The following is a 15,431-nucleotide window of genomic DNA, read 5'->3' on the forward strand; positions in this document are numbered from 1 at the left end:
AAACAGCAAAAAGGAGCAGTCATTTTATGTTTGATAAACTTGATGATATCCTCATGCGTCTCGAGGAGGTACTGAATCAGTTAAGCGAGCCGGACGTCGCTGCCGATGCGGCGAAGTTCCAGAAGCTGATGAAGGAGCAGGCAGAACTCCAGCCGATCGCAGACGCATATAAGGACTATAAAACACAGAAACAGACCATCGAAGAGAGCCTGATGCTTCTTGAGGAGGAATCCGACGAAGAGATGCGCGAAATGCTGAAAGAAGAGCTCTCCGATGCGAAAAAACGCGTAGAGGAGCTGGAGCAGGAGCTCAAAGTCCTGCTTCTGCCGAAAGACCCGAACGATGACAAGAACGTTATCGTAGAGTTCCGCGCAGGTGCCGGCGGAGACGAGGCGGCACTCTTTACCGCAGAAATCTGCCGTATGTACATCAAATACGCAGAGAGCCGCGGCTGGAAAACAGAGCTGACCAGCGCCGATGAAAACGGAATCGGCGGCTTTAAAGACGCAACACTTCTGATCAACGGAGCAGGCGCGTACTCCCGGATGAAGTACGAGAGCGGCACGCACCGCGTACAGCGTGTGCCGGAAACCGAGTCCGGCGGAAGAATCCATACCTCAACCATGACCGTAGCGATCATGCCGGAGGTGGACGACGTCGAAGTACAGATCGACCCGAAAGATTACAAATTCGATGTATTCCGTGCTTCCGGAAACGGCGGCCAGTGTGTCAATACGACCGACTCAGCAGTCCGTCTGACCCACTTCCCGAGCGGCATCGTCATTTCCTGCCAGGATGAGAAATCACAGTTAAAGAATAAGGACAAGGCACTGAAGATTCTGCGTGCCCGTCTGTACGACTTAGAGCAGCAGAAACAGCACGATGAGATGGCCGAGCTTCGAAAGAGCCAGGTCGGAACGGGAGACCGCTCTGAGAAGATCCGTACGTACAACTTCCCGCAGGGACGTGTGACGGATCACAGAATCAAACTGACCTTATACAAACTGGACGCCATTATGAACGGCGATCTGGATGAAATCATCGACAGTCTGATTGCAGCCGATCAGGCCGCAAAGCTGAGCAGCATGCAGGAAGAAGCATAATAATAAACGCTGCGAGTCACGATTGGTCTACAGGATCGATTGTTGATAGAATAAACAAGAGAAAAAAGGGGAAAAGAGAAAGGGAAAACGCTATGAAGAAAACAGCACTTGTGATCATGGCAGCCGGAATCGGCAGCAGATTTGGAAAGGGAATCAAACAGCTTGAGCCAGTAGGACCAAACGGGGAGATCATCATGGATTATTCCATCCACGATGCACTGGAAGCCGGCTTCAACAAAGTAGTCTTCATCATCCGCAAGGATCTGGAGAAAGATTTTAAGGAAGTCATCGGCAACCGCATCAGCAAAATCACAGAGGTGGAATATGCATTCCAGGAGCTCGATGATCTGCCGGCAGGCTTTGCAAAACCGGAAGGCCGTACCAAACCGTGGGGAACCGGCCAGGCCGTTCTTGCCTGCAAAGGTCTTGTAAAAGAGCCGTTTGCTGTTATCAATGCTGATGACTATTACGGAAAAGATCCGTTCGTAAAACTGCACGACTACCTTGTACAGGAGCATGATGTGGATGAAGTTATGCCGATCTCCATGGCAGGATTCGTGCTTGGAAACACCTTAAGTGACAACGGCGGTGTTACAAGAGGTGTCTGCGTCGTTGATGAAAACGGAAATCTGACTGGTGTCAACGAGACGAAAAACATCGTAAAGACCGCAGAGGGCGCAGGCGTTGAAAAAGAAGACGGAACGGTTGATCCGATCGACAAAAACTCGCTTGTTTCCATGAACATGTGGGGACTGCAGCCGGAGTTCATTGATCTTCTGGAGAAAGGCTTTGTTGAATTCCTTTCTGCACAGAAAGAGGGAGATGTAAAAGGCGAGTACCTCCTTCCGATCTACATCGACGAGCTGCTGCACGCAGGAAAAGCAGAAGTAAAAGTTCTTCCGACCGACGCAGAGTGGTTCGGCGTAACGTATCAGGAAGACAAAGCTTCCGTAACAGAAGCATTCCGCAAACTGATTGCGGACGGCGTATACAGCGAGAAGCTGTACGACTAATTACGATATTTTGTTATTTGAGTGAATAACCAGAAAAAGCGTGTTTGAATGATTGCAAAAAATTTCAGACACGCTTTCTGCCCGAAAGGGGAAAGGAGCATACCATGGGTAAATATTTTGGAACAGATGGATTTCGCGGAGAAGCAAACATTGATCTGACGGTTGAGCATGCATATAAAGTGGGAAGATTCCTCGGATGGTATTTCGGAAAAGACCACAAAGCACAGATCGTCATTGGAAAAGACACCAGACGCTCCAGCTACATGTTCGAATATTCGCTGGTAGCAGGACTGACCGCATCGGGAGCAGACGCTTATCTGCTGCATGTAACGACCACCCCGAGCGTTTCCTATGTTGTCCGTACCGAAAACTTTGACTGCGGAATTATGATCTCCGCCAGCCACAACCCGTTCTATGACAACGGAATCAAAGTCATCAACGGCCTGGGACAGAAACTGGAAGCCGACATCGAAGCGCAGATCGAAGCCTACATCGACGACGGAACACCGAAGATCCCGTTCGCAACGAGAGAAGACATCGGACGTACCGTGGATTTTGCAGCCGGAAGGAACCGCTACATTGGACACCTGATCTCGATTCCGACAAAATCCTTTAAAAACATGAGAGTCGGACTCGACTGCTCCAACGGAAGTGCCTCTTCCGTAGCCAAGAGCGTGTTTGATGCCATCGGCGCCAAGACATATGTGATCCACAACGAGCCGGACGGAACAAACATCAACTGCGGCTGTGGTTCCACCCACATCGAAGAGCTTCAGAAATATGTAAGAGAGAAACACCTCGATGTCGGATTTGCCTACGACGGAGACGCAGACCGCTGCATCGCTGTCGATGAGCTGGGAAATGTGGTAGACGGAGACCTGATCATGTATGTCTGCGGTAAATACTTAAAAGAAAAAGGCCAGTTAAACGGAGATACGATTGTGACCACGATCATGTCAAACCTCGGTCTTTACAAAGCGTGTGACCGCGCCGGTATCCGGTATGAGAAGACGGCAGTCGGCGACAAATACGTGTGCGAGAACATGATGGCAAACGGCTATTCTCTCGGCGGAGAGCAGTCCGGCCACATCATTTTCAGCAAGCACGCGACGACCGGTGACGGAATCCTGACCTCCCTGATGGTGATGGAAGTGCTGATAGATAAGAAACTCCCGCTCAGCACCCTGACAGCCGAGGTAGTGATTTACCCGCAGCTCTTAAAGAATGTCCGCGTGGCAAACAAAGCAGCTGCAAAGGCCAACCCGGCAGTACAGAAAGCAATAGAAGACGTAGCAGAGGCCCTGGGCGATGACGGACGCATCCTCGTAAGAGAGAGCGGCACCGAGCCGGTGATCCGTGTCATGGTGGAAGCACCGGACGACGCAACGTGTGCAAAATACGTAGACCAGGTTGTTTCTGTGATGCATAAAGAAGGACTTGTGACAGAATGAAAAAAAGACTGGTAATCTTTTTTCTGGCGGCGGCAATGGTGCTTGGCGGCTGTGAAAATAAAAATTCAAAGCTTTATAAAAAGGGCATCGAGGCGCTCGAACAGAAGGACTACGTAACGTCGATTGCGATGCTGGAGGGAGCCGTAAAGGCAGGCGACCGACTGGCGGAGAGCTACCGGTCGCTCGGCATCGCTTATCTGAAAAGCCAGGAGTATGACAAGGCAAAAGAGGCTTTCAAGAGCAGTCTTTCGAGCATGAAGCACAAAGACGCGGAGTTTTCGCGCGATGTCATGTATTACGAGGCGGAAACCTGCGTACAGGCCGGAGATCTGGATGGAGCCATTGAGATCTGCACCAATATTCAGGAAGAAAAGGCCGATGCCGATGCGCTGTTCCTTAGGGGACGCGCGTACTTCCTGCAGAAGAATTACGAGCAGGCGAAGGTGGATTTTGATGCGGCAGTGGAGACGAAGGAGAGCTATCAGCTCTGCCTTGACATTTACGAGCTGTATCAGGAGAGCAGCATGAAGGCGGACGGAGACCGTTACCTCGAAGCGGCAGTGAAGATTGAGTCGAAAACGACCGAGGATTATTATAACATCGGCTGCGCATACTACTATCTGGAGGAGCAGGACGAGGCGGTCAAAGCGTTCTCGAAGGCAATGAAGGACGGCAGCAGCGCGGCGATGGAAATGCTCGGCGAGGTTTACCTTTCCAATGGTCAGAACGACGAGGCGAAAGCACTGTTTTCTTCGTATCTTTCGACAGATGGCTTTGCGGCGGCAGCAAACAACGGGCTGGCGCTCTGCGCACTTGCGGAAAACGACACGGACAGTGCACTCTCGTATATCGAGGAAGGACTCAAAACGGCGGAGGATTCCGACCGGGAAAATCTGCTGTTCAACCAGATTGTATCCTATGAAAAACGGGCGGATTTTGATACCGCGAAGTCGCTGATGGCGGATTTTCTGGCAGCATACCCGGAAAACACCGCGGCGCAGCGGGAAAATACGTTTCTCCAGAACCGATAACAGACGGAGGAAGTTGAATTGTTTGATTTAAGAGAAGAACAGGAGCGCGTGATTCTGGTCGGCGTACAGGAAAACGGCGGCGCAAACGCAGAAGAATCGCTCGACGAGCTGGCGGAACTGGCCAGCACCGCCGGTGCGAAGGTGGAGGGCCGCCTGGTGCAGGTGCGAGAGGCCATTCATCCGGGAACGTACATCGGAAAAGGAAAATTAGAGGAGTTGAAAATTCTGGTGCGCGCCTGCGATGCGACGGGCATCATCTGCGACGATGAGCTCTCCTCGATCCAGTTAAAAGGGCTGGAGGAAGCACTGGAATGCAAGATCATGGACCGTACGCTTTTGATCCTGGATATCTTTGCGGCGCGCGCCGTGAGCAGCGAGGGTAAAATCCAGGTTGAGCTGGCCCAGTTAAAGTACCGTGCGTCCCGACTTTCCGGCCTTGGCACATCGCTTTCCCGTCTCGGCGGCGGAATCGGTACGAGAGGACCGGGAGAGAAAAAGCTGGAAACCGACCGGCGCCTGATCCGCACGCGTATTACGCAGTTAAAACGTGAGCTTGAGGAAGTACGCCAGCACAGAGAGCTCCTTCGTGAAGGCAGAAAACGTTCCAAAATCCCGGTAGCGGCGCTCGTAGGCTATACGTCAGCGGGAAAGAGCAGTCTTTTAAATGCACTGACAGGATCGGAAATTCTGGCAGATGCAATGCTGTTTTCCACGCTGGATACGACGACGCGGTCACTGACCCTTCCGGATGGACAGGAAATCCTGCTGACCGATACGGTTGGATTTATCAATAAGCTGCCACATCATCTGATCGATGCATTCCGCAGTACGCTGGAGGAAGCACGGTATGCCGACTATATTCTCCACGTTGTGGATACGTCAAATCCGCAGATGGAGCTGCAGATGCAGGTCGTGTACGATACGCTGCGGGAACTGAAAGTTGAGGACAAAAAGATCGTCACCCTGCTGAACAAGCAGGATAAGCTTCTCGCCCCGATGGTTGTAAAAGATTTCCGGGCAGACGCGAGCCTTGCGGTCTCTGCCAAAACAGGACAGGGACTCGAAGACCTCAAAAATTTACTCTCCTCGTGGATGATGGAGGGCAAAATCTATATCGAGCGCCTCTATCCGTACGATAAGGCGGGAACGATTTCACTGATCCGCGGATACGGAATTCTGCTCGAAGAAGAATATCTGCCGGAAGGCATCCGCGTAAAAGCCTATGTACCGAAGGATATCTATCCGAGGGTATAGAGGTATGGCAAGCGGGCTTAAAAACGGCAGTACATCCCTTTAAGCGCCGTACAGCGCCGAAAAATGGAAGGGACAGAATACAAGTAAAAGTACCATATCTAGTGATGTTAGAAAATTTCACACTAGATATGGTACTTTTTACTATTGACGGGAGAAACATGCTCTGCTATCATATGGTTCAGACACTGCAAAGAGTGGAACCTTAAAAAGGCCTTGCAGAAACGGTTGAATTAACAGGAGGGATTCCATGTTTCAGGTAGAAAAGAGAGACGGAACGATTGCAGAGTTCCAGATGAAAAAGATTACCGATGCGATTGGAAAAGCATTCGGCGCAAAAGATATGCAGTTCAGCGATGACATGCTTCAGATGCTGGCACTGCGCGTAACAGCGGACTTTCAGTCCAAGATCAAAGACGGAAAAATTTCAGTGGAGGCAATTCAGGACAGCGTGGAGAACGTGCTGATCCAGTGCGGCTACGCAGAAGTGGCAAAAGCTTACATTCTGTACCGCAAGCAGAGGGAAAAAATCCGCAACATGAAATCGACGATCGTAGACTACAAAGAGATCGTGGACAGCTACGTAAAAGTAGAGGACTGGCGTGTCAAAGAGAATTCGACCGTAACGTATTCTGTCGGCGGTCTGATCTTAAGCAATTCCGGCGCGATCACAGCCAACTACTGGTTATCAGAGATTTATGATGACGAGATCGCCGAGGCACACCGCAACGCGGATATTCACATCCACGACCTGTCGATGCTGACCGGCTACTGTGCAGGATGGTCGTTAAAACAGCTCATCAAAGAAGGACTTGGCGGCATCAACGGAAAGATTACTTCTTCTCCGGCAAGACATCTTTCGGTTCTGTGCAACCAGATGGTCAACTTCCTCGGCATTATGCAGAACGAGTGGGCAGGTGCGCAGGCATTTTCTTCATTTGATACGTATCTGGCGCCGTTCGTCAAAGTGGACAACTTAAGCTACGGCGAAGTGAAGAAGTGCATCGAGGCGTTTATCTACGGCGTCAACACACCGAGCCGCTGGGGAAGCCAGGCACCGTTCTCCAACATCACACTCGACTGGACCGTACCGGATGACCTCGCGGAGCTTCCGGCGATCGTCGGCGGCAAGGAGATGGACTTCAAGTACAAAGACTGTAAAAAAGAGATGGATATGGTCAACAAAGCGTTCATCGAGACGATGATCGAGGGAGATGCCAACGGAAGAGGCTTCCAGTACCCGATCCCGACCTACTCCATCACATCCGATTTTGACTGGTCCGATACGGAGAATAACCGTCTGCTGTTCGAAATGACTGCAAAATACGGTACCCCGTACTTCTCCAACTACATCAACAGCGATATGAAACCAAGCGACGTGCGCTCCATGTGCTGCCGTCTCCGCCTGGATCTGCGTGAGCTTCGAAAGAAAACCGGCGGATTCTTCGGTTCCGGCGAGAGCACCGGATCGGTCGGCGTTGTCACCATCAATATGCCGCGTATCGCATATCAGTCCAAAGATGAGAAAGAGTTCTACCGCCGTCTCGATCATATGATGGATATTGCCGCACGTTCGTTAAAGACGAAACGTGAGGTCATTACCCGCCTCCTGGACGAGGGACTGTATCCATATACGAAACGGTACCTTGGAACGTTTGAGAACCACTTCTCAACCATCGGTCTGATCGGTATGAACGAGGCCGGCTTAAATGCCGCATGGCTCGGAAAGGGTCTGGAGGATCCGAAGACACAGCAGTTTACGAAAGAAGTTCTGAACCATATGAGAGAGCGTCTTTCTGATTACCAGGAGGAGTACGGCGATCTGTACAACCTTGAGGCAACTCCGGCGGAGTCGACCGCATACCGTCTGGCAAAACACGACCGTGCAAAATGGCCGGATATCAAGACCGCAGGCCATGAGGGAGATACCCCGTACTACACCAACAGCTCCCATCTGCCGGTGGACTATACCGAGGATATTTTCTCTGCGCTTGATATTCAGGATGATCTGCAGACGCTGTACACCTCGGGAACTGTATTCCATGCGTTCCTTGGCGAAAAACTGCCGGACTGGAAAGCAGCAGCTTCCCTTGTGCGGAAGATTGCAGAGAACTACAAACTGCCGTACTACACGCTGTCCCCGACGTATTCTGTCTGTGCGAACGACGGCTATCTCGCCGGCGAGCATTTTGCATGTCCGATCTGTGGAAAAGAGGCAGAGGTTTACAGCCGTATCACGGGATATTACCGTCCGGTCAAGAACTGGAACGACGGAAAACGCCAGGAGTACAAGAACAGAACTGTATATGATATCATCCACTCCAAATCGCCGGAGCAGAAAATGAAATCGTACGGCGCAGCAGAGAAGCTGGCAGAGCAGGCCGCTGGAAAAGAAGAGCCGAAAGCCGCTGCAGCAGCAGATAAAATCGAGGAAGACGGCATGTACCTGTTCACGACAAGCACCTGCCCGAACTGCAAAATGGCAAAAGAAATGCTCGCCGAGGAGCAGTATGAGGTGATCGACGCAGAGCGTCACCCGGATCTTGCCGCACAGTACGGCATCATGCAGGCACCGACTCTTCTCGTTGTGGAGGACGGCCAGGCGCAGAAGATTGTGAATGCTTCCAATATCCAGAAATATGTGGATGAATATCTCTCCTAAATCTGTGCGCATATAGTTGCAGGAAAGAACAAACAGAGTTATAATAGGAAAAAGCGATACCCTCGCCTGGGCATCCCGGGTGGGGGTATTATTATGGCGCTGAGCACAGCAGAAATCGGCCCGGTGGACCGGTTTCACTTACAGAAGGGAGAAAAATTATGGGATACAGCCAGGACACAATCTGTGTACAGGGAGGATGGCAGCCGAAAAACGGTGAGCCGCGTGTACTTCCGATTTACCAGAGCACAACATTCAAATATGCAACCAGCGAGGAAATGGGAAAATTGTTCGATCTGGAGGAAGAGGGATATTTCTATTCCCGTCTGCAGAACCCGACGAACGACGTCGTAGCACAGAAAATCTGCGATCTGGAGGGCGGCGTGGCAGCCATGCTCACATCTTCCGGCCAGGCGGCAACGATGCTTGCTGTTACCAACATCTGTGAGGCAGGCGACCACGTTGTCTGCGCGGCAAAGGTTTACGGAGGAACCTCCAACCTGCTCGCCGTTACCTTAAAACGATTCGGCATCGAGACTACCCTCGTGGATCAGGATGCGCCGGCAGAGGAGCTGGAAAAAGCATTCCAGCCGAACACCAAAGCTGTCTTTGCCGAGACGATTTCCAACCCGGCAGGTGTTGTACTTGACATTGACAAGTTTGTTAAACTTGCACATGAGCACGGCGTTCCGATGATCTGCGACAACACCTTTGCAACCCCGATTAACTGCCGTCCGTTCGAGTTCGGTGTAGATATTGTCACCCATTCCACCACAAAATACATGGACGGCCATGCAATGGCGCTCGGCGGAGCGATTGTCGATTCCGGAAACTTTGACTGGGATGCGCATGCAGACAAATTCCCGGGCCTTACTACACCGGACGAATCGTACCACGGCGTGATTTATACGCAGAAATTCGGTAAAAAAGCGTATATCACAAAAGCAACCGCACAGCTGATGCGTGATATGGGAGCGTGCCAGTCCCCGCAGAATGCATTCCTGACGAATGTCGGTCTGGAGACCCTGCACCTGCGCGTGGAGCGTCACTGCAGAAATGCCGAGAAAGTGGCAGAGTTCCTGAAAAACCACCCGAAGGTAGCATGGGTTGAGTACGCAGGCCTTGCAGACAGCAAATACCATGCGCTGGCAGAAAAATACATGCCGAACGGAACCTGCGGCGTTCTCTGCTTCGGACCAAAGGGCGGAAGAGACGGCGCGATGCGCTTCACGAACGGCCTGAAAATGGTAGCAATTGTAACACACGTTGCCGATGCAAGAAGCTGCGTTCTGCACCCGGCAAGCCATACCCACCGCCAGCTGAACGATCAGCAGCTCATCGAAGCCGGTGTTCTGCCGGATCTGATCCGTCTGTCGGTCGGCATTGAGGATGTGAACGATATCATTGCAGACCTTGATCAGGCGCTTGCGAACGTATAAAGATACAAAAAACAGGATGTGAAAAGGAGCGTATTGGTAAAATGGAAGAAATGGCAAAGAAACGCGTAAAAGATTCTGAGACAGAGCAGTCGTATCTTCTGATGCACCGCCATATCAACGGCTATGGCCGTCTGTTCGGCGGCCAGCTGGTCGCGTGGATCGATGAGCTTGCCGGTCTGGTGGGACGCCGCCACTGCGGCCACGAAATCACCACCGCGTGCATCGACAATCTGAACTTCAAGCATCCTGCTTTTCTGAACGACACCGTCGTGCTGGTCGGAAGAATGACGTATGTCGGACGCACCTCAATGGAGGTGCGCGTCGACACGTACGTGGAAGAGCTTGCGACCGGCATTCGGAAAATGATCAACCGTGCCTACGTGGTGATGGTGGCCATCGACGAGAACGGCCGCGCACTTCCCGTCCCGGGCCTGATTCTGGAATCCCCGGAGCAGGAGGCCGAGTGGGAGGGCGGAAAACGCCGCTATGAACTGCGAAAAGAGCGTCACAGAGAGGGGTTCTAAGTTGACGTTTACCCGCACATTTGCAGAATCCACCGGGGCGTTTACCGGAGCTGTCTTCGTGCATTCTGAAAATTTCATTTAAAAAAAATCCCGCCGTGTCCCTTGACAGGCGGGATTTTCCATGTTAAGGTAAAGGCAGTTATACGACTGACGGAAGTGGAAATGACCACAGGGAGTATAGCGTGAGAAGAGGCCGACCGTCTGGGCAGAAGAATGCTTGGGGGAGTGGGTCTGTTTTTTTATCCAAAAACAGAAAATCCCATTCCAGCCACATTGAAAAGGAGAACAGAAGATGAAAAAAGTATCACTGGAACAGGAATTAAAAGGAAATGCATATCCAGGAAGAGGAATTGTGATCGGCAGATCCAAAGACGGCACAAAAGCCGTTGCCGGATACTTTATTATGGGCAGAAGCCAGAACAGCCGTAACCGTGTCTTTGTTGAGGAGGGTGAGGGAATCCGCACACAGGCGTTTGATCCGTCGAAGCTGGAAGATCCGAGCCTGATCATCTACGCACCGGTACGCGTTCTGGGAAATGATACGATCGTAACAAACGGAGACCAGACCGATACCGTATACGAAGGACTGGAGCAGGGAAAAACGTTTGAGGTATCCCTTAGAAGCAGAGAGTTTGAGCCGGATGCACCGAACTACACTCCTCGTATTTCCGGTGTGATGCACGTAGAGAACGGAACGTACGGCTACCAGATGTCGATCTTAAAGAGCAATAACGGCGATCCGTCCCAGTGCAACCGCTACACCTTCTCCTATGATAACTGTGTAGCAGGGGAAGGCCATTTCATCCACACCTACATGCACGACGGCAATCCGCTGCCAAGCTTTGAGGGTGAGCCAAAACTGGTCGAGATTCCGGATGACATCGATGCCTTCACCGAACTGCTCTGGAGCAGCTTAAACGAGGACAACAAGGTGTCCCTCTTCACACGCTATATCGACATTGCAACCGGCAAGTATGAGACAAGAATCGTGAATAAAAATAAATAAGAAATCGAGTGTTTTGCGAAAGGAGAAAATCATGAAAGAATTAGCGTTAAAATACGGATGCAACCCGAACCAGAAACCTTCCAGAATTTACATGGATGATGACAGAGATCTTCCGATCGAAGTATTAAGCGGCCGTCCGGGCTATATCAATTTTCTGGATGCCTTCAATGGCTGGCAGCTGGTACGTGAGCTGAAAGCAGCCACCGGTCTTCCGGCAGCAACTTCCTTCAAGCATGTTTCCCCGGCAGGTGCAGCCGTAGGTCTTCCGCTGGACGAGACCCTGCGTAAAATTTACTGGGTAGACGATATGGGAGAGCTTTCTCCGTTAGCATGTGCTTATGCAAGAGCCAGAGGCGCAGACCGTATGTCTTCTTTCGGCGACTTTATCGCACTTTCTGATGTCTGCGACAAAGACACCGCATCCCTGATCAAACGCGAGGTTTCTGACGGTGTCATCGCTCCGGGATTTACCGATGAAGCACTGGAAATCCTGAAAGCAAAGAAAAAAGGTAACTACTGCGTCATCAAAATCGACGAGAATTACCGTCCGGCTCCGCTCGAGCACAAACAGGTCTTCGGCATTACCTTTGAGCAGGGCCGCCAGGAGCTGCCGATCGACGATGAGCTGCTCTCCAACGTGGTAACCGAGAACAAAGAGATTCCGGAAGCAGCAAAACGCGATCTGAAGATTGCACTGATTACCTTAAAATATACCCAGTCCAACTCCGTATGCTTCGTCAAAGACGGTCAGGCCATCGGTGTCGGTGCAGGCCAGCAGTCCCGTGTGCACTGCACCCGTCTTGCCGGACAGAAAGCCGACAACTGGTTCCTGCGTCAGTGCCCGAAGGTGCTGGATCTGCAGTTTGTAGACGGCATCCGCCGCGCAGACCGTGACAATGCGATCGACGTTTACATCGGCGAGGAGTACATGGATGTTCTCGCAGACGGCGCATGGGAGAAGATCTTCAAAGTAAAACCGGAAGTCTTCACAAGAGAAGAGAAACGTGCATGGCTCGACCAGATGAAGGGCGTAACCTTAGGTTCCGATGCCTTCTTCCCGTTCAGTGACAACATCGAGCGCGCACACAAGAGCGGCGTCCAGTACATCGCAGAGCCGGGCGGATCGGTTCGTGATGACGCTGTCATCGAGTGCTGCAACAAGTACAACATGGCGATGGCATTTACAGGAATCCGTCTGTTCCATCACTAAAAAGAAATGCGTTTTATATTTATATAAGAAGAAAGAATCCGGTCTCTGGGCGGCCGGATTCTTTCTTTTTTTCGCACATGTATCATCAAAGAGAGAGTAGCACTTTCTGAAGAATAAAAAATAAGCAGGAAGAGGGCGGTACCGCCCTTTTTCTGTCGAAAACCCCTGTTCTTTTTCGGAAAAGTGTGATAAAATACCCCATGGGCGTATCTTTTGCCCGCTGCAAAAAGGAGGATGAGGAATATGCGGCAGATGGAATTTAAAATGGAGCGACAGGGACTTCTCGAGGAAGGCCAGGAAGTCAACGTGACAGAAAGCGCACTGCCTACCTCCTATTATTATACGATTACCCCGGCAGTGGCCATGAGCAGGAATTATCAGGCGTATGAGAGGCTGCAGTCCCGGAAGGGAATCGTAAAAGAAGTAAAAGAGACACCGAGAGGATTCTATACGGTAGTGGAGTTTGATGAAGATGAGCCGACCTGACGAGAACAAAAATGAGCACCCGGTGGTGCATCCGATTCCGCCGGTTTACCGCGCCGATTCCCGGATTCTGATTCTCGGCAGTTTTCCGTCCGTAAAATCCAGGGAGACCGGATTTTTTTACGGCCATCCGCAGAACCGTTTCTGGAAAGTGACGGCAGCTGTGTGCGGGGAAGAGGTGCCGCAGACCGTGGAAGAGAAGAAGGCGTTTCTGCTCCGGAATCATATCGCTGTCTGGGATGTGATCGCGTCCTGCGTCATCACAGGCTCGAGCGATGCGAGCATCCGCGATGTTGTGCCGAATCCGCTGCAGGACATTCTGGAATGCGCCGATATCCGGCAGATTTACTGCAACGGGGCGACCGCGTGGAAGTATTACCGGAAGTACCAGGAGAAGCAGCTGGGACGGGAAGCGGTTCGCCTTCCGTCGACGAGTCCCGCGAACGCCGCATGGTCTGTGGAGCGGCTGCTTGGCGAGTGGAGCCAGTGCGGAGAAGTCTTACGAAACGGAGAGTGACAGGATGAAAAAAGAGTACGAGACCGTCTGGGAGATTTTTAATGAGTGTGCCAATAATCAGATGCGGGACGTCTTTTTCGACGAGATCGAGACGGATGACCCGGAGGCGTATATCCGTCAGAAATTTCCGGACAAAAACTTAAAATATGAAAAAACGGTGGAAGCGGACGGATCTCTGGTCTTTGACATTGAGACCTCCGGCATCCGCCAGCGGTTTACGTTTACAGAAATCTGAATCGCGCAGAAAATACCAGAAAAGCGGAGAAAAAAACGATGAGTGAAGAAAAACACACGCATGTGCATGTGCTGGAAGACGGCACCGTGATCGAGCATTCCCACGATCACGCCCACGGGCACCATCATACAAATACAAAAGCAGTCTTAAACCGCCTCTCCCGCGCGATCGGACACATGGAGTCGATCAAGCGGATGGTAGAGGAAGGCCGGGACTGCACTGAGGTTCTGATCCAGCTGTCTGCCGTGAAGGCGGCCATTAACAATACAGGAAAAATTATCCTGGAGGATCACATTGAACATTGCATCGTCGATGCAGTCGAGCATGGGGACACAAAAGCGATTCAGGAGCTGAATAAGGCGATCGACCGCTTTGTCAAATAAGCAAGAAAAACAAGAAAAGAGGAAAGAAACATGGCAAAAGAATGCAGCAATTCGAGCTGTTCCAAAGAAAGCTGCGAAGGATGTCCAAGCAAAGCAGGACAGGGCAAACCGGATTTTCATATTGATCTGAATGCCGATTCTTCGATCAAACATGTCATTGGCGTTGTCAGCGGCAAGGGCGGTGTTGGTAAATCCATGGTAACCGCATCTCTGGCAAACCAGAAAGCAAAAGAGGGCTACAAGGTTGGTATCCTCGATGCCGATATCACAGGACCGTCCATCCCGAAAATGTATGGCCTGAAAGGACCTGCAAACGTAGATGACAAGGGCGTTTACCCGGCAGTTGCAGCAAACGGCGTAAAGGTAATGTCCATCAACCTCCTGCTTCCGGGCGAGGAAGAGCCGGTCATCTGGAGAGGACCTGTCATCGCAGGAACCGTAAAACAGTTCTGGACCGACGTCATCTGGGGCGACCTGGATTATCTCTTCGTCGATATGCCGCCAGGAACCGGTGATGTTCCGCTGACCGTTTTCCAGTCTCTTCCGGTAGACGGCGTAGTGATCGTATCTTCCCCGCAGGATCTGGTGCGCATGATCGTCATGAAAGCCTACAAGATGGCACAGATGATGAGCGTTCCGGTGCTCGGTATCGTAGAGAACTACAGCTATCTCGTATGTCCGGACTGCGGCAAAAAGCTGTCCATTTTCGGCGAAAGCCACATCGACGAGATCGCAGCCGAGATCGGCGTGCCGGTTCTCGGCAAAATGCCGATTCATCCGGAGTTTGCCGAGCTGGTGGACGAAGGAAGATTTGCAGAAGTGGATAACACCGATATTGCAAAGATCAACATCTAATCATTAAATATAGAAGCAAGTAATGGCATGAAAAACTCGTTTTTCCTTGATTTTACAAGGAAAAGCGGGTTTTTTTGACAAGATTTTTACGTTTCTTTTGGCAAAAACTATTTTATTTTAAACGGATTTTGTGTAACCGGTTACACACGACTGCGCAAATGAGACAAAAAGCGACAAATATGAAGGGTTAATGAGAAAAACTTGCATAAAAAACATGCATAATATGGCAAAAACAAGGAAATAAATTCAATATTGACATTTAAAGAGAAAA

The 15,431-nt window shown here is 51.1% G+C and carries 15 protein-coding genes and 1 riboswitch; all 15 genes read left to right on the forward strand.

From position 1 onward, the window contains the following. The first annotated feature begins 26 nt into the window (after positions 1-26). The 15 genes from prfA (at position 27) to DXD92_RS06635 (ending at position 15,160) form a co-directional block, all read left to right on the forward strand. Entirely contained in the window at positions 27-1,103 is a 1,077-nt protein-coding gene (gene prfA, locus DXD92_RS06565) for a peptide chain release factor 1 (protein ID WP_022462136.1), read from the forward strand. Between the two features lie 92 nt (positions 1,104-1,195). After that, positions 1,196-2,116, forward strand: a complete 921-nt coding sequence (locus tag DXD92_RS06570) for a nucleotidyltransferase family protein (RefSeq protein ID WP_055219722.1) — start codon at positions 1,196-1,198, stop codon at positions 2,114-2,116. A gap of 104 nt (positions 2,117-2,220) precedes the next feature. Beyond that, entirely contained in the window at positions 2,221-3,567 is a 1,347-nt protein-coding gene (gene glmM, locus DXD92_RS06575; RefSeq protein WP_118640295.1) for a phosphoglucosamine mutase, read from the forward strand. After that, entirely contained in the window at positions 3,564-4,598 is a 1,035-nt protein-coding gene (locus DXD92_RS06580; protein ID WP_118640296.1) for a tetratricopeptide repeat protein, read from the forward strand. The genes glmM and DXD92_RS06580 overlap by 4 nt, the downstream gene beginning before the upstream one ends. Positions 4,599-4,616: 18 nt before the next feature. Continuing rightward, complete coding sequence (hflX, locus tag DXD92_RS06585; RefSeq protein ID WP_055227015.1) at positions 4,617-5,852, forward strand: GTPase HflX; 1,236 nt, start codon at positions 4,617-4,619, stop codon at positions 5,850-5,852. Positions 5,853-6,099: 247 nt separating this feature from the next. Next, positions 6,100-8,511, forward strand: a complete 2,412-nt coding sequence (locus tag DXD92_RS06590) for a ribonucleoside triphosphate reductase (RefSeq protein ID WP_118640297.1) — start codon at positions 6,100-6,102, stop codon at positions 8,509-8,511. Between the two features lie 158 nt (positions 8,512-8,669). After that, positions 8,670-9,947: an O-acetylhomoserine aminocarboxypropyltransferase/cysteine synthase family protein gene (locus DXD92_RS06595; RefSeq protein ID WP_022463108.1), complete on the forward strand. Its 1,278-nt coding sequence runs from the start codon at positions 8,670-8,672 to the stop codon at positions 9,945-9,947. Between the two features lie 41 nt (positions 9,948-9,988). Then, the gene (locus DXD92_RS06600) at positions 9,989-10,471 is read left to right on the forward strand and encodes an acyl-CoA thioesterase (protein WP_117509668.1); all 483 of its coding nucleotides are present in this window, start codon (positions 9,989-9,991) and stop codon (positions 10,469-10,471) included. Positions 10,472-10,604: 133 nt separating this feature from the next. Then, positions 10,605-10,685: riboswitch (ZMP/ZTP riboswitch) on the forward strand. A 78-nt stretch (positions 10,686-10,763) separates the two neighbouring features. After that, positions 10,764-11,477: an IMP cyclohydrolase gene (locus tag DXD92_RS06605; protein ID WP_022463110.1), complete on the forward strand. Its 714-nt coding sequence runs from the start codon at positions 10,764-10,766 to the stop codon at positions 11,475-11,477. A 31-nt stretch (positions 11,478-11,508) separates the two neighbouring features. Beyond that, a complete protein-coding gene (locus DXD92_RS06610) occupies positions 11,509-12,687 on the forward strand; it encodes a phosphoribosylaminoimidazolecarboxamide formyltransferase (RefSeq protein ID WP_117760499.1) in 1,179 nt (392 codons plus the stop codon). Between the two features lie 243 nt (positions 12,688-12,930). Then, entirely contained in the window at positions 12,931-13,173 is a 243-nt protein-coding gene (locus DXD92_RS06615; RefSeq protein WP_022463113.1) for a hypothetical protein, read from the forward strand. After that, entirely contained in the window at positions 13,160-13,687 is a 528-nt protein-coding gene (locus tag DXD92_RS06620; protein WP_022463114.1) for a DNA-deoxyinosine glycosylase, read from the forward strand. Before DXD92_RS06615 ends, DXD92_RS06620 begins: the two co-directional genes overlap by 14 nt. 4 nt (positions 13,688-13,691) lie before the next feature. Next, entirely contained in the window at positions 13,692-13,922 is a 231-nt protein-coding gene (locus DXD92_RS06625; RefSeq protein ID WP_022463115.1) for a hypothetical protein, read from the forward strand. Positions 13,923-13,960: 38 nt separating this feature from the next. After that, the gene (locus DXD92_RS06630; protein ID WP_055219739.1) at positions 13,961-14,305 is read left to right on the forward strand and encodes a metal-sensing transcriptional repressor; all 345 of its coding nucleotides are present in this window, start codon (positions 13,961-13,963) and stop codon (positions 14,303-14,305) included. Positions 14,306-14,335: 30 nt separating this feature from the next. Then, on the forward strand, positions 14,336-15,160 hold the full coding sequence (locus DXD92_RS06635; protein ID WP_055219741.1) for an Mrp/NBP35 family ATP-binding protein: 825 nt from the start codon (positions 14,336-14,338) through the stop codon (positions 15,158-15,160). Positions 15,161-15,431: the final 271 nt, after the last annotated feature.

Origin of the sequence: Blautia sp. TM10-2 (assembly GCF_003480845.1) — a bacterium.
In the GTDB taxonomy this organism is placed as follows: Bacteria; Bacillota; Clostridia; order Lachnospirales; family Lachnospiraceae; genus Fusicatenibacter; species Fusicatenibacter saccharivorans.

Coding starts and splice junctions, on each gene's coding strand:
- DXD92_RS06590 (WP_118640297.1), top strand. CDS start 6,100: ATGTTTCAGGTAGAAAAGAGAGACGGAACGATTGCAGAGTTCCAGATG.
- DXD92_RS06635 (WP_055219741.1), top strand. CDS start 14,336: ATGGCAAAAGAATGCAGCAATTCGAGCTGTTCCAAAGAAAGCTGCGAA.
- DXD92_RS06610 (WP_117760499.1), top strand. CDS start 11,509: ATGAAAGAATTAGCGTTAAAATACGGATGCAACCCGAACCAGAAACCT.
- DXD92_RS06580 (WP_118640296.1), top strand. CDS start 3,564: ATGAAAAAAAGACTGGTAATCTTTTTTCTGGCGGCGGCAATGGTGCTT.
- DXD92_RS06605 (WP_022463110.1), top strand. CDS start 10,764: ATGAAAAAAGTATCACTGGAACAGGAATTAAAAGGAAATGCATATCCA.
- prfA (WP_022462136.1), top strand. CDS start 27: ATGTTTGATAAACTTGATGATATCCTCATGCGTCTCGAGGAGGTACTG.
- DXD92_RS06600 (WP_117509668.1), top strand. CDS start 9,989: ATGGAAGAAATGGCAAAGAAACGCGTAAAAGATTCTGAGACAGAGCAG.
- DXD92_RS06570 (WP_055219722.1), top strand. CDS start 1,196: ATGAAGAAAACAGCACTTGTGATCATGGCAGCCGGAATCGGCAGCAGA.
- DXD92_RS06615 (WP_022463113.1), top strand. CDS start 12,931: ATGCGGCAGATGGAATTTAAAATGGAGCGACAGGGACTTCTCGAGGAA.
- DXD92_RS06620 (WP_022463114.1), top strand. CDS start 13,160: ATGAGCCGACCTGACGAGAACAAAAATGAGCACCCGGTGGTGCATCCG.
- DXD92_RS06630 (WP_055219739.1), top strand. CDS start 13,961: ATGAGTGAAGAAAAACACACGCATGTGCATGTGCTGGAAGACGGCACC.
- glmM (WP_118640295.1), top strand. CDS start 2,221: ATGGGTAAATATTTTGGAACAGATGGATTTCGCGGAGAAGCAAACATT.
- DXD92_RS06595 (WP_022463108.1), top strand. CDS start 8,670: ATGGGATACAGCCAGGACACAATCTGTGTACAGGGAGGATGGCAGCCG.
- DXD92_RS06625 (WP_022463115.1), top strand. CDS start 13,692: ATGAAAAAAGAGTACGAGACCGTCTGGGAGATTTTTAATGAGTGTGCC.